The sequence below is a fragment of the Bacillus sp. FSL R5-0560 genome (assembly GCF_037966305.1).
Taxonomy (GTDB): Bacteria; Bacillota; Bacilli; order Bacillales; family Bacillaceae; genus Bacillus; species Bacillus mojavensis.
This window is the reverse complement of sequence record NZ_CP150195.1, coordinates 631,442-646,062: the sequence shown is the minus strand read 5'-3', so window position 1 is coordinate 646,062 and position 14,621 is coordinate 631,442. Positions and strand designations below refer to the sequence as shown.

Genomic DNA, 14,621 nt, shown 5'->3' with positions numbered 1-14,621 from the left:
ATATATTCACTTACCTGGAGTTCTTCTCAGCTCGGTGATGATCTGTTTATATCTTTTTTCAGTTAAAGGATAAAAGGCTATGATGATGATAGAGAGTAAAATAAATAGTCCCGGTATTAAAGCATTCATATGTTTAATCGCATTCAGTGACGTTACGGTTTGATCAGTATTCGCCACATATCCTGCGATTCCTAAATAGATCGCAGAAAACGAACCGGCCAGTGCAACACCTAACTTATTGATAAAACTCATACTGGAAATCACCACTCCGTCGGCACGAACCCCTGTCTTCCATTCCGCATAATCAACACAATCGGCAACCATTCCCCAAGCAAGCGTATTTAAAGGGGTTGTAAAGAACCCTGAAGCAAATAGCCAGATGAAAATGAGCGTCACCGAAGAATACGCCGTAAAATGCAGACCTGCATACGAAATCAGTGACAAAGCGGCCGATATGATCATCACATTTTTCCTGCCCCACTTCTCAGAAAAGTATGGAATAAACAAGTTACTGATGAGGGCTGCTCCAAAAAATAAAACGGTTCCAAAGAACACCAATTCCTTATGATTCACGTTATACGTAAAGTAGTACACCATTGTACTGATTTTAATATTAAACCCGATTGCAAATGCTAAAAATGATGACGTTAGAATCAGCAAAGGTTTGTTTTGAAACAAAACAGATAACGTCTTTTTCATTCCCTGTTTCTTTGTTTTCTTAGGCGCAACCCGCTCACGCACAGTAAAGAAACTAAAGAGGTTCAAAGCGATGCTAACAATGGCATAGACGAGAGCTGTCATTTGAAACCCAAATGCCTGGTTCTCTCCTCCCAAAGCTGCTGCAAGCGGTGTTGCGCAGGAGATGGATAGAAGGATTCCGACATAAACCAAGATCATACGAGTCGTTGTTAATACCGTTCTTTCTTTTACAGAATTCGTCATCCTTCCCGTTAAGCTGTTCACCGGAATCGTTTGCATACTAAAGGACATGCCGAGCAGAATATAGGTAATATACGCATAGACGATGTTTCCCGTTGCTCCAAAGTGAGGCGTGGTGAAACACAGGACAGTAAATAATGCGAAAGGAAATGCAACCCACAGCAGATAAGGCCTTGCCTTTCCCCACCTTGTGTTTGTTTTATCTAAGATAACCCCCATAATCGGGTCAAAAATAGCATCCAGCACCCGCACAACAAGAAATAATGTGGCGATGACCGCAGGCTGTATGCCGCCGATGTCCGTATAATAAAACAGCAGGTATGCGTTTACAAATTGAAACACAATATTATACGACATATCACCAAAGCCGTATCCGATTCGTTCAAGCCAGGACAAACCGGCACTGGATTTTGTTTGATGTTTCGCCTTCATTACCGTTGCTTTTTCTGTTTCGATCATCTTTCCCACCCCAAGAATCCGTTTTCATTATTGATTACAAATCCAGTAAATAAGAGGGAGAATACAAGATTCTCCCTGTTCACTCAGCTATTCGGATAAACCATCACTTTTAAACATTCATTCTTAAATTGCAGTGCCCGCTCCATCGCCTCTTGCGTCTGTTCCAGCGAATATTGGTCCGTTACAAGATGCTTCGTGTCGACAATGCCTGAAGCGAGAAATTCGATTCCCTTCGGATACGTGTTGGCATAACGGAAGATCCCGTAAATATCAATCTCATTGTCCGCAATAAACGGCACATTAAGCGGGATCTCGTTCTGAGAAGGCAAACCAACAATCGCCAGTTTCCCGCCCCGGCGCACAGAAGCCAGTGCGGATTGCAATGCTGCTGGATTCCCCGCTGTTTCCCAAGCAACATCAACGCCTCTATCATTCGTGATCGTTTTAATCTCTTCAAGCGCGTCCTGTTCACGGATATTAATAATATGAGTCGCTCCCATTTTTTTCGCAGCTTCTAACCGCAGCGGCTCTAAGTCGGTCACGATAATTGTGCTTGCCCCAAATGCTTTAGCTGCCGCAACAGCCATTAACCCAACAGGACCCATCCCCATAATCGCAATCGTTGATCCGGGCTGAAGCTTCGTTCTCGCCGCTGCATGGATACCGACAGAAAACGGTTCAATCAAGGCAGCATCCTCATAGGAAAGTGAATCTGGAATAGAGAAAACAAAGTCCTGTCTGATTTTGATATATTGTACAAACGCGCCGTCTACCGGTGGTGTGGCCAAAAACTGTACATCCGGACAAAGGTTATAGCGCCCTTCCTTGCACGCCTCACAGCGTCCGCACGTGACACCCGGCTCAACAGCGACGCGGTCACCTACTTTGAATTGTTCAACAGACGAGCCGACAGCCGCGATTTCTCCCGCGCACTCATGTCCGAGGATAAATGGCTTTTCCACTACATAATTGCCTATTCTGCCGTTTGTATAGTAATGCAGATCCGATCCGCAAATTCCGACAGCCATCACCTTAATCAACACTTCATCCTGGCTGATGTCCGGCACAGGCAATGTTTCTATTCTGATTTCTCTAGTGTTATGCATAATAGCTGCTTTCATGGTTTTAGGTACTGTGTGAGTCATTACGGCAAATTCCTTTCTTTATGAACACTATTAACGGCATTTAAGCCGCTTCATCAAGAAATGTAAGTGCATACATTTTTGCATTTTCTGTTACTGCCCTCATTTTATCTGCTTTTCAACATGTTCAACAGCTTTTCATGCTGTATAAAAGGACAGCCGCACTGTACTTTTTGATTTTTCATATACAAAACAAGCAGGATTGATAAAATAGTACTAATAGGAGGTGCAGGTTTTATGGCTGAACTGGAAGATCGAAAACAATTTGCAGAATTGCTGGCACCTGGCGTAAAGTCATTAAAACTTCATCCAGATTATAAAGTCAGAAGAAATAAGAACGAAAAAACAGGACAGTCTTATTTAGACAACATTTCACACCAGCTGGGAGTTTCCCCAAACACGATTAAAAGCTGGATCGGACAGATGGGTGTGAACTATGTTCCCGGAAGAATTGAAGACGGAAAACTGTTCGGAATGATCTGGATCATTCTTGAAAAAACCGATATGAATATACAGTGGTTTTCCGACCTGCTTGAGACCACCACTATACCGGTAATCAAACCTGCACTGCCTGTATGGGCGGCCTCATGTCTTAAAAAAGCGAAAATAGTACGGCAGGACAATTCATTCGGAGCACCGCTTGATCAAGATATTGAAAAAACAGTCAAGCGTTTATTTCCTGATGTTCTCGCCCATAAAACGAATGCGCTTACAGAACAGATCCCTTTGACACACAACTTACCGTCACGCTGGTCGGGTCACTTTATAGGACGAAGATTTGACATCGAGGCGATACGGCAATGGATGCTTTCCCCATCACCCGTCTGTTTGATTACCGGATGGGCAGGCATGGGGAAAACGACTACTGCTCTTGAGGCAGCCTATTCCTGTATCGGCGGCGATTCCTCAGATTGGCCGGCATTCAACAGTATCATCTGGCTCAGTGCTGATTGGAAGGGATTAAGCTTTAGTGATTTTCTAAATACGATTGCCTATCAGCTCGGTCGAACGGAACAAATCAATAAATCCATAAACGAAAAACGATTTGTCGTCCGTAATGCTCTTGCCAATTATACTAGAGAAAAACCGGTCCTGCTGATCGTGGACAGCATAGACACTGCCGAAAGAGACATTCACGAATTTATCACCAGCCTGCCTCAAGGTGTGAAAGTCCTCCTCACAGCACGTGAAAACTTGAAGCAAACCTATCGGGAAGGCTTCGGTGAAATGGTAACCATCCAGCTGAGCGGACTTGAACAAACAGATGCCCTGGAATATTTTCATCAAGAAGTGAACCGCTGCCTGCAAATGTGCAACGATCCAACTAAACGAGAAAAGCTAGCGCAGCTGCTGGAACTATCCCCAGAACTGAAGAGTGGGTTCATTTCAGCAACAGCCGGAAACCCGAAAGCCATGGCACTCAGCATCGCCTATATGTCAGACGATGATATTCCCGCTCATCAGCTGATTCATGAGCTCGGAAAAGCAGGCTACTCACTATTAGATCTGTTTGATTTTCTATTTGGGCGCACATGGCACAGATGCAATGAAGATACATGGAAGCTATGGCAGGTGCTATGCTTTTTCAGCAAGCCGCCAGATGAAAAAAGCCTGGCGGCAGCGGCCGGATTAGACGCTCGCCGTTTTCATTACGCAGTTGAACAAATGCGGTCTTTTGCTCTGATTCAGCCCGAACGAAGCAAAGGAAGTACACAGTACTTAGCGCACCAAACCGTTGTCGCTTACGGAGAACAGCACTTATCCGAACATCACGAATATGAAACAGAAGCCCGCAGCCGCTGGGCGCACTATTATATTCATTATGCAGAAACCCACTTAAAACGGGAACAGCCAAACTCTATCTATTGGAGCTATCTCTTGGGACGTGATTTGAACCAAATCAAAAAAGAATGGCCAAACATCTTAAAGGTGATCAAATGGTCAAGCGAAACCGATCAAAAAGAAATTCTAATCGAACTCATCACCCGCATCAGCCATTTTCTAAGCAGAATCAACCTGCCCCTGCGAATCGAATACGGACGTAAAGCCGCTGATGCCGCCCATCAATTAGGCCAAAACACACGAGAAGCCTTCTTCAGAATCGACACAGCGGGCTGGGCACTGATGGAAGTCAACGATTTAGACGGGGCTCTTCAGCAAATTGAAGCCGGCCTAAAAACGCTGGAACAATCAGACACTGAAGAGCAAGACGTTCACGATCTAAAGGTATGGGGACTCGCACTGCAATCGAGGCTGTTACTAAAAGCCGGAAGTCATGAAAAAGCGGAAGCGATTTTAACCGAAATCAAAGATAAACCGATTTCCCCTGCGATTCAGCACAGAGTTCTATTGGTTCGCGGAGATCTGAGCTTTGTGAAAGGTCATAATGAAGAAGCCATTCAATTATACGAAGCGGCAAATCAAATCAGCTCCATGTATGGGGGCGAAAAAACGGTAGAAGCCTATTTCAATTTGGGTGTGGCTTACGTGAAGTGTGGTCAGTTTGAGAAAGCGGAAGAAGCTTTTGAGCAGATGCTTTATGATAAACATAACGCGAATCAGGTTGAGTTGATTTATTATTATTATGGAATGGCTCAGCTGTTGTACCGTAAAGGAGAGAAAACGAAAGCGATGAATTCTAATCAGAATGCGATTCGTTTGATTGATTCTTGGGAGCCTGCGATTGGGATTCGGGGTGAGGTGGAACAACTGGCAATGGTGATTAAAGAAAACGACTAGTACGTAGTTCTGTCAGGAATCTCACTCAGTTTCTTTATTATAAATAGAAAAGGCCAACTGAAGTCGCAGTTGGCCTTTCGTTTCTTATTAATGTCTACAAATGTACTGAACCAGATTTTCCCGTATGTATTCTTTCTCGTATAAAGGAAAGCGTATCATTTGCCAGCTTTTTGCGGCAAAGAACAATGCCGGAATGACCACAATTATAGACATATCTTTTCGGTTTCCCCCAACTTTCCCATAAAGAATCTGCATCTTTTAAGTCAATATACTGATCATGTTTAGCAGAGATCAGCAGAATGTTATCTTTATTAACTTTTGGCAAGGCTTGGCTAGGATCTGTGATATTCCAAGATTTCACTAATTCCTCATAGGTCACACCATTTTGTTCTAATTCTCCTCTTATGAATTTACCTGGGATCGTGTTCCATATTGAATAAGAAAGGCGATTGGCATAAAAGATTGATACCACTACATCAATTTGGGATTCTAGGGTAGCAATTAGATTCGTAACCCATCCCCCTAAGCTTACTCCCATTATGATAACAGGCCCTTTTTTATTTGCTTTTATCCAGTGAATTAACGCTCGTAAATCTACAACGGCCTGTCTTGACGACTCAATTGTACGATCAATATTTGCACTAATCATCAACTCGCCATTATACAATGAATTTTCCGGTTCTCTTTCAAAATGGTATGGAAGAGAATAATAATACATGTTCCAGCCTAAATCGTTCATTATACGATTATGAAATATTTTTTTGATCCTATTGTACGAATCCATGCGCCAGCCATGTACAAAGATAACATTGGGTTGATCTATATCATTTTCATTAAAAAAAACCTCCCCTTTTAAAGTATCATTAACAGGATTCCCAGATTGAATTAAAGATTCATAGCTAAAGGTTCCAATTTTATAATTTTTTCCTGATTCATTCAAATCAATTGAAACATCAGCTATATTTGCACTGTAAAATTCCTCTCTATCATCTATATCGGCTGTAAAAGCAGCAGAAAAATGTTTATCTTTGCTTCTTTTTCTGTGTAAATCATATAATGCCAAGCGATCTATCATTTCTGAGAAATGCACGATTAAGTCCTCCTTGATAATCAAAAAAACGAATATTAGAGTTAATAATTGGATTGTCCTGTCTCCATAGAGTCGGAACGGATTTTATCAAGATGTTGGTGAAAGAATCTATCTCCATCGACAGTTTCTCTTTATACTTAACAAAAAAGACGAGTTCCTTATTGCAAGGAAAACATCGTCTTTTAGTAGCAATAAAAGCAGCAAAAATAGACATTTTAATAGGATTTCTCTTTGACAGTGCTTTCCCGGGGAAACCGTTTAAGAGTATTGGCGGTACTATTTATCTAGATAACTGGGTCTTTTTTTGTCGTATGAGAGTATACCAATATTGTCTCCTGTCTTCAATAGAGAGAAAGGTACCAAAGGTTGGTTTCTGGCTACATCCCAAGAAATGCCTCGTGTTATTTTTCGAGAAGATGGAATTCAACTCACTTCTGGTTTTCAGCAGTCGAAGACGAGGTCCGTCCTGCGAGTCCTTAAAAAGCACAAAGTAAAAAATAAAGTCAAGATGCAAATAAAGCACGGATTGTATGATGAGAATTTTGTATTTTGATCGATTGAATAGTCCATATCGGAGTTATCTATCGTTTATCAAAACTATTGAAAATCGATATAAAACAGTGCTGAAAAAATCAAACCACAAAAAACAGAAAAAAAAGAAGCCTCTCACAAGTTCGGTGAACTCATGAGAAGCCTCAAAAATTTATAAATGGCATCAAAAGGGCATCAAAAATGACGTCCGTTACCGACAACCCCTTGTAAATCAAGGGTTTTTTGTCGGTTTTACATCATTCCACCCATACCGCCCATGCCGCCCATGTCAGGCATTCCTGCGCCGCCGGCGTTTTCTTCTGGTTTGTCAGCGACAACAGCTTCAGTTGTTAAGAGCATTGCTGCTACAGAAGCTGCGTTTTGCAGTGCAGAGCGTGTTACTTTCGTTGGGTCAACGATCCCTTTTTCGATCATGTTTACCCATTCGCCAGTTGCAGCGTTGAAGCCTACGCCGATTTCTTCGTTTTTGAGGCGCTCAACGATGACAGATCCTTCAAGACCTGCATTGTGCGCGATTTGACGAATTGGCTCTTCAAGCGCGCGAAGCACGATGTTGATACCTGTTTGCGCATCACCTTCAGCTTCAACGGCAGCCACTTTGTTATATACGTTGACAAGCGCTGTACCACCGCCGGATACGATGCCTTCTTCAACAGCTGCGCGAGTTGAGTTCAGGGCGTCTTCGATGCGAAGTTTACGCTCTTTCAGCTCAGTTTCAGTCGCAGCGCCGACTTTGATGACAGCTACGCCGCCAGCAAGTTTAGCAAGACGCTCTTGTAATTTTTCTCTGTCGAACTCAGAAGTTGTTTCTTCCACTTGTGCGCGGATTTGAGTGACGCGTGCAGAAATTTTATCTGTTTCGCCAGCGCCTTCAACGATTGTTGTGTTTTCTTTTGTAACCACAACTTTAGAAGCGCGTCCCAATTGTCCGATTTCAGTAGATTTCAGGTCAAGGCCAAGATCTTCTGTGATGACTTCTCCGCCAGTAAGGACAGCGATGTCTTCAAGCATTGCTTTACGGCGGTCACCGAATCCAGGAGCTTTAACAGCCACTGCGTTGAAAGTACCGCGAAGTTTGTTCACAACAAGTGTTGCAAGAGCTTCACCTTCAACATCCTCAGCGATTAGAAGCAATGGTTTGCCTTGCTGAACAACCTGCTCAAGCACAGGAAGGATTTCTTGAATGTTTGTGATTTTTTTATCTGTGATTAAGATGTAAGGATTGTCAAGAACCGCTTCCATCTTATCAGAATCAGTTACCATGTAAGGAGACGCATATCCGCGGTCGAATTGCATACCTTCAACAACTTCAAGCTCAGTTGTGAAGCCTTTAGACTCTTCGATTGTGATAACGCCGTCGTTGCCTACGCGCTCCATTGCTTCAGCGATAAGGCTTCCGACTTCCTCATCAGCAGCAGAGATCGCAGCAACCTGAGCGATAGATTCTTTGCCTTCGATTGGCTTAGAAATTTCTTTCAGGTTCTCGATCGCAACGTTTACAGCTTGTTCCATACCTTTACGCACGCCTACAGGGTTAGCGCCTGCTGTTACGTTTTTAAGGCCTTCGCGGATCATTGCTTGCGCAAGAACTGTCGCAGTTGTTGTACCGTCACCGGCAACGTCGTTTGTTTTGCTGGCTACTTCAGCTACAAGCTTAGCACCCATGTTTTCAAACGCGTCTTCAAGTTCGATTTCTTTAGCGATTGTTACACCGTCATTTGTAATTAACGGAGAACCGAATTTTTTCTCTAGAACCACGTTGCGTCCTTTTGGTCCTAAAGTTACTTTTACAGCATCAGCAAGTGCATCAACACCGCGAAGCATTGCGCGGCGAGCTTCTTCACTAAACTTAATATCTTTTGCCATGTGTACGAAACCTCCTCGAATTTTTAAGTATTTGTTTATTTAAGAATTAGCCGATAACAGCTAAAATGTCGCTTTCACGTAAGATTAAGTATTCAGTACCTTCGTATTTCACTTCAGTACCTGCGTATTTTGAGAAGATAATGCGGTCGCCCTCTTTTACTTCTAAAGCAACGCGCTCTCCGCTTTCTAACACGCGACCTGAACCAGCTGCCACGATTTTGCCTTCTTGCGGCTTTTCTTTTGCAGAATCCGGTAACACAATTCCGCTGGCAGTTTTTTCTTCAGATTCTACGAGTTCAATGACAACGCGATCACCTAATGGCTTTAACAATGTAATAACCTCCTCAATAGTATGAATATGTAATTTTAGCACTCAGCACTAAAGAGTGCTAACACAACTCTTATAATAAAGAATCTGACTTCCAATTTCAAGTGATAAGATAAAAAATTTTTCACGCTTACATCATTCTTTTCAGCTCTGATATCCCTTGGTTTTTTCACCCCCGTTCAATTATGTTACAATAGCTGTAGACAAAAGAAACCCACTTAACAAAGGAGTACATACCATTTGAGAAAACAGTATTGGTTTATTATTTTGACATATATCATCATGCAGTTTTCAGCAGTAATCGGGATTCCCTTGTTATTTAAATTCGGTTATGCGGGAGTACAGCCCACAAAAGAAAATCTGCTGCACGCGCAGGGATTATGGTCCGTCATCAGTTTTATGGCCTGTCTGATTGTTGTATTGCTCATTCTCAGAACTGTGCCTAAGACTACGTTGCGAAACGAAAAGAAAGACTCTGTCGGACTATCGATCCTTTGGGCGATAGCCGGTTTTTTCATAGCCCTTTTCTCTCAAGGAATAGCCGGTTCTATTGAATATTATGTATTTGGCATCGGAAGAGAATCAGAAAATACAAAAGCCATCCTGGATGTGATTCAGGCAGTCCCGCTTATGATTATCGTTTCTTCTATCATCGGGCCCATATTAGAAGAAATCATCTTCAGAAAAATCATTTTCGGCGCGCTGTACGAAAAAACGAATTTCTTTATTGCCGGACTGATCAGCTCCATTATTTTCGGAATTGTTCATGCCGATTTAACGCACCTTCTGCTGTATACGGCAATGGGCTTTACCTTTGCATTTCTATATGCGAGAACCAAACGGATTTGGGTGCCGATTTTCGCCCATGTAATGATGAATACATTCGTCGTCATTATGCAGCTTGAGCCTGTTCAGAAATACCTTGAACAGCAAAGCACACAAATGCAATTGATTATTGGAGGATTACTTTCATGAGAAACCCGATAGTGTGGGGAATGATCTACTTTGCCGTAGGGTGCATCTTTACTTATCTCGCCGCAAGCTCACCAGGCAGCATGTGGTCATTTTACTCCATCCTGCTGATGGTGTTCGCTGCATACAACATCAGCATTTCTTTTAAGATGTTCGCCTTTTCATTTAAAACAAAGAAAAACCAGAAATAAAGAAAATCCATTTCTCTTCTATGAGAAATGGATTTTTTATGATGGCTAAGAAGAAACGTCCTGATCGGCAGCACTGCTTTTCTGCGCTTTCCGATAGGCAGCCTTCGATATTAAAATACTGATTTCATACAAAATCAAGAGCGGAACAGTCACCATCATATGAGACAAAAGCTCAGGTGGTGTAATCAGAGCAGCAATCACAAGCAGCGTAAAGTACGCATACTTTCTGATTTTCGTTAAAAACATCGGTGTCACAATTCCAAGCCTTGTCAAAAACATAAGGATGACCGGCATTTGAAACAATAGTCCAAACGGAATCGTCAGCTGCAGAAGAAAATGAAAATATTCATTAATTCCAATTACCTGAGTGACATTCAAATCCTGAGAGATCCGTTTCATAAAATCGACAACAAAAGGAAATAAAATATAATAGGAAAAAGATAAACCCGCTAAAAAAAGCAAAATAGAGATCGGAATGTAGCTGAGCGTTACTTTGCGTTCCCTTTCATAGAGACCCGGGCTCACAAAAGCCCAAAGCTGGTAAAGAATAACCGGCGAAGTCAGGACAATCCCGATGATAAACGCAAACTGCATAAACACATAAAGCGGGTCTGTCAGATTAAACGCATTGAGCGTGAGCTCCTTCGCTTCATCCGTTTCTTGCAGATACACTATAATCGGCTTCGCTAAAAAAAATCCCGCGATAAAGAAAACGACAAACGCCAGCGCCACAACCAGCAATCGTTTTCGAAGCTCCGCAATATGCTCCAGCAGCGACATTTGATTCACTTTCATTTGTGTCATCCTAACTTACTGATTCTCTTTCTTTTTTTCCTCATCATCACTCGCTAATCCTTTAGTAGCGTTTTTGAATTCACGAAGTGTGTCTCCAGCCGCTTTTCCCAACTCAGGCAGCTTTTTGGGACCAAAGATAATCAGAGCAACGATTGCGATAACAGCAAGGCTTCCAGGACCGATCGGCATATTTGGGCTCCTCCTTTCCGGTTACTCGATTTCCTCTAAAACAGAATAATGCTTCAAGAAATAAACCAGTGACTGAAGCTCTACAGCTAAATCTATATGATGAATTCGAATGTGTTCCGGCACATTCAAACGGGCCGGCGTAAAATTAAGAATACCCTTAATCCCTAACGCAACCAATCTGTCGGTAATCGATTGGGCCGCAACTGCGGGCACTGTCAGAATGGCAACTGATTCGCCTTTTACATGTTTTTCAAGATCATCGAGGTTAAAGACGGGCACACCGCCTACCTCAGTTCCTATTTTACTCTCATTTATATCAAAAGCCATAGAAATTTTCGTGTTATTATTTTTTGTGAAATTATAGTGAAGAAATGCTGTTCCTAAGTTCCCGACACCAATCAAGATAACGTCTGTCATTTCATCCTGATCAAGTGTTTTTCGGAAAAATGACAGCAAATAATCAACATTATATCCGTATCCTTTTTTGCCAAGAGCTCCAAAATAGGAAAAATCCCTGCGAATCGTGGCAGAATCAACCTTTACGGCATCACTGAGTTCAGCAGATGATACACGCTGTTTTCCTGACGCATGCAGATTCTTTAAAAAGCGATAATAAAGCGGCAGCCGTTTTGCCGTCGCCTGCGGAATTTTTGATTGATCCTTATTCATTTTTGGTCCTCCAAATTATACTCGGATAGTTCTCTTTTAAAGTCACCGTTTTTCCCGCCTGTCTTTTCCAGCAAGCAGGTAGGGCCGATGACCATCCCCTTATCAAGCGCCTTGCACATATCGTAAACAGTAAGGGCACACACCGATGCAGAAGTTAGCGCTTCCATTTCCACACCTGTACTCCCTTTCGTTTTGACCTGTGCTTTTATATGAAGTATAACTTCTGTTTCTTTTATTTTCCAGTCAAACGAAATATCGACCCCGCTCAAGGATAGCGGATGGCACATCGGAATGATATTTGATGTTTGCTTTGCAGCCATAATGCCCGCCACCTGAGCGACAGCAAGTACATCTCCTTTGCCGATATCATGGCTTTTTATTTTCTCGTACACTTCACTCTTCATGTGTACGCTTGATACAGCCGCCGCAGTACGGACAGTCGAAGATTTTTCGCTGATATCCACCATCTGGGCTCTGCCCTGTTCATTAAAATGAGAAAATCCATTCATAGTAAAAACTCTCCTTAAACAGATCATACACTATTTTCTTCTCTATGTCTTATCCGGCCAATGTATTGTTTGCTGAGTTCTGGTTCATAAGCTACACTTAACTTATTATAGCAGAGGTGAAATAATATGATGATCTTACAAATTAATCAGCTTTCCAAATCATTTGGTGCTGATACTATTTTAAACAATATAAAGCTGGAAGTCAGAAACCGTGATCGCGTCGCAATTGTAGGAAGAAACGGCGCAGGGAAATCTACACTCCTTAAAATTATCGCAGGTCACCTTTCATATGAAAAGGGTGAAGTTATCAAGCCAAAAGATATCACAATGGGCTACTTAGCCCAGCATACCGGCTTGGATTCTAAGCTTACCATAAAAGAAGAGCTGCTGACTGTTTTTGATCACTTAAAAGCAATGGAAAAAGAAATGCGCACCATAGAAGAAAAAATGGCGGCAGCTGACCCAGGTGAACTGGAAAGCATCATGAAAACCTATGACCGCCTTCAGCAGGAATTTAAAGATAAAGGCGGCTACCAATATGAAGCAGATGTCAGATCTGTGCTGCACGGTCTCGGCTTCAGCCATTTTGACGATTCAACGCAGGTGCAAAGCCTGAGCGGTGGTCAGAAAACAAGACTGGCCTTGGGTAAGCTTTTGTTAACACAGCCTGACCTTCTCATTCTAGATGAGCCGACCAACCACCTGGACATTAATACGCTGACCTGGCTTGAACATTATTTGCAAGGCTATTCAGGCGCCATTCTGATTGTTTCTCACGACCGCTACTTTTTGGATAAAGTGGTGAATCAGGTGTACGAGGTATCTAGATCAGAGAGCAAAAAGTATCACGGCAACTACAGCGCTTATCTCGATCAGAAAGCTGCCCAATATGAAAAGGATCTTAAGCTGTATGAAAAACAGCAGGATGAAATCGCTAAGCTGCAGGACTTTGTAGACCGAAATCTGGCGAGAGCCTCAACGACAAAAAGAGCACAAAGCCGGCGGAAACAGCTTGAACGGATGGACGTCATGTCAAAACCGCTCGGCGACGAAAAATCAGCAAATTTTCTTTTTGATATTACAAAACAGAGCGGGAACGAGGTCCTGCGGGTTCAGGATCTGACCATCAGCTATGAAAACCAGCCACCGCTTCTGACAGATGTTTCGTTTAGGCTGACAAGAGGAGAAAGCGCCGCTCTTGTAGGTCCCAACGGAATCGGAAAATCAACCTTGCTGAAAACATTAATAAACACACTGAAGCCAGATCAGGGAACAATAGCGTACGGCTCAAATGTCAGTATCGGTTACTATGACCAGGAACAAGCTGAGCTGACCTCCTCTAAACGCGTCATTGATGAGCTGTGGGACGAGTATCCGGAGCTTCAAGAGAAAGAAATCAGAACGTGCCTCGGAAATTTCTTATTCTCCGGGGATGATGTGCTTAAACCCGTCCATTCCCTAAGCGGGGGCGAAAAAGCAAGAGTGGCCCTGGCCAAGCTGATGCTGCAAAAAGCTAACTTTCTCATTCTTGATGAGCCGACAAACCATCTTGATTTAGACAGCAAAGAAGTTCTCGAGAACGCCTTGATCGATTATCCGGGTACATTGTTATTTGTCTCACATGACAGATATTTTATTAACAGAATCGCAACAAGGGTATACGAGCTTTCTCCAAACCATATTGAGGAATACCTCGGAGATTACGATTATTATACAGAGAAAAAAACACAGCAGGTAGAATTGGAGAAAATGAAACAGCAAGAGGAAACTGAAAAAGCAACGGCTGCACAGAAATCCGACTCTAAACGTTCATACGAGGAAGAAAAAGAATGGAAAAAGAAAGAACGCCAACGACTCAGACGCATAGAAGAAATTGAAACGACAGTTCAGACCATAGAAGAAAACATCAGTCACAATGATGAATTACTTTGTGATCCGGAAGTATATCAGAACCACGAAAAGGTACAAGCTATCCACGCTGACAACGAGAAACTCAATCAAGAATTGGAAAACCTATTATCAGAATGGGAAGAACTATCCACAGAAGAAGATTAAAAAAGTCAAGCACCTCTTTTTTAGAGGTGCTTTTTATCCACAGTAAATACCCTTATAAGCAAACGAAGAAAGCGACTTATACACAATATCCACAAAATATTCTGAATTTATCCACTTTATTAACAG

The 14,621-nt window shown here is 42.4% G+C and carries 13 protein-coding genes and 1 pseudogene; 4 read left to right on the top strand and 10 right to left on the bottom strand.

Annotation, left to right across the window (positions count from 1 at the left end; translation table 11 throughout):
- Positions 1–6: 6 nt before the first annotated feature.
- Both NST56_RS03330 and gutB read right to left on the bottom strand, forming a co-directional pair.
- A complete protein-coding gene (locus NST56_RS03330; RefSeq protein ID WP_339179943.1) occupies positions 7–1,398 on the bottom strand; it encodes a glycoside-pentoside-hexuronide (GPH):cation symporter in 1,392 nt (463 codons plus the stop codon).
- Between the two features lie 83 nt (positions 1,399–1,481).
- On the bottom strand, positions 1,482–2,543 hold the full coding sequence (gene gutB / locus NST56_RS03325; protein ID WP_106022472.1) for a sorbitol dehydrogenase: 1,062 nt from the start codon (positions 2,541–2,543) through the stop codon (positions 1,482–1,484).
- Positions 2,544–2,777: 234 nt separating this feature from the next.
- On the opposite strand from gutB, the gene NST56_RS03320 reads away from it, so the two are divergent.
- Positions 2,778–5,279, top strand: coding sequence for a tetratricopeptide repeat protein (locus NST56_RS03320; protein ID WP_339179938.1), 2,502 nt, complete (start codon positions 2,778–2,780; stop codon positions 5,277–5,279).
- 94 nt (positions 5,280–5,373) lie between these two features.
- On the opposite strand, the gene NST56_RS03315 is transcribed toward NST56_RS03320, so the two are convergent.
- The 4 genes and pseudogenes from NST56_RS03315 to groES all read right to left on the bottom strand — a co-directional run bounded on the left by NST56_RS03315 (position 5,374) and on the right by groES (position 9,118).
- Entirely contained in the window at positions 5,374–5,997 is a 624-nt protein-coding gene (locus NST56_RS03315; RefSeq protein WP_339182064.1) for an alpha/beta hydrolase family protein, read from the bottom strand.
- Between the two features lie 210 nt (positions 5,998–6,207).
- Positions 6,208–6,488: pseudogene (locus NST56_RS03310) on the bottom strand (abhydrolase domain-containing 18); the annotation flags it as partial.
- Positions 6,489–7,152: 664 nt separating this feature from the next.
- A complete protein-coding gene (groL, locus tag NST56_RS03305; RefSeq protein WP_010333214.1) occupies positions 7,153–8,787 on the bottom strand; it encodes a chaperonin GroEL in 1,635 nt (544 codons plus the stop codon).
- 46 nt (positions 8,788–8,833) lie between these two features.
- A complete protein-coding gene (gene groES, locus NST56_RS03300; protein WP_003155970.1) occupies positions 8,834–9,118 on the bottom strand; it encodes a co-chaperone GroES in 285 nt (94 codons plus the stop codon).
- Positions 9,119–9,355: 237 nt separating this feature from the next.
- Between groES and NST56_RS03295 the strand changes: the two genes are divergently transcribed.
- Together NST56_RS03295 and NST56_RS03290 are read left to right on the top strand one after the other, a co-directional pair.
- On the top strand, positions 9,356–10,090 hold the full coding sequence (locus NST56_RS03295; RefSeq protein ID WP_339179935.1) for a type II CAAX endopeptidase family protein: 735 nt from the start codon (positions 9,356–9,358) through the stop codon (positions 10,088–10,090).
- Positions 10,087–10,278, top strand: coding sequence for a YdiK family protein (locus NST56_RS03290; protein WP_010333212.1), 192 nt, complete (start codon positions 10,087–10,089; stop codon positions 10,276–10,278). The genes NST56_RS03295 and NST56_RS03290 overlap by 4 nt, the downstream gene beginning before the upstream one ends.
- Positions 10,279–10,323: 45 nt before the next feature.
- Here NST56_RS03290 and tatC read toward each other — a convergent pair whose 3' ends face one another.
- Genes tatC through moaC form a run of 4 tightly spaced genes read right to left on the bottom strand, consistent with a single transcriptional unit; the run spans position 10,324 to position 12,440 of the window.
- Entirely contained in the window at positions 10,324–11,082 is a 759-nt protein-coding gene (tatC, locus tag NST56_RS03285; RefSeq protein ID WP_326196856.1) for a twin-arginine translocase subunit TatC, read from the bottom strand.
- A gap of 6 nt (positions 11,083–11,088) precedes the next feature.
- Complete coding sequence (gene tatAY, locus NST56_RS03280; protein ID WP_010333210.1) at positions 11,089–11,262, bottom strand: sec-independent protein translocase protein TatAY; 174 nt, start codon at positions 11,260–11,262, stop codon at positions 11,089–11,091.
- A gap of 21 nt (positions 11,263–11,283) precedes the next feature.
- Complete coding sequence (locus tag NST56_RS03275) at positions 11,284–11,931, bottom strand: redox-sensing transcriptional repressor Rex (RefSeq protein ID WP_010333209.1); 648 nt, start codon at positions 11,929–11,931, stop codon at positions 11,284–11,286.
- On the bottom strand, positions 11,928–12,440 hold the full coding sequence (moaC, locus tag NST56_RS03270) for a cyclic pyranopterin monophosphate synthase MoaC (protein WP_010333208.1): 513 nt from the start codon (positions 12,438–12,440) through the stop codon (positions 11,928–11,930). The genes NST56_RS03275 and moaC overlap by 4 nt, the downstream gene beginning before the upstream one ends.
- Positions 12,441–12,566: 126 nt before the next feature.
- Between moaC and abc-f the strand changes: the two genes are divergently transcribed.
- Complete coding sequence (abc-f, locus tag NST56_RS03265) at positions 12,567–14,495, top strand: ABC-F type ribosomal protection protein (RefSeq protein WP_339179928.1); 1,929 nt, start codon at positions 12,567–12,569, stop codon at positions 14,493–14,495.
- Positions 14,496–14,621 lie beyond the last annotated feature (126 nt).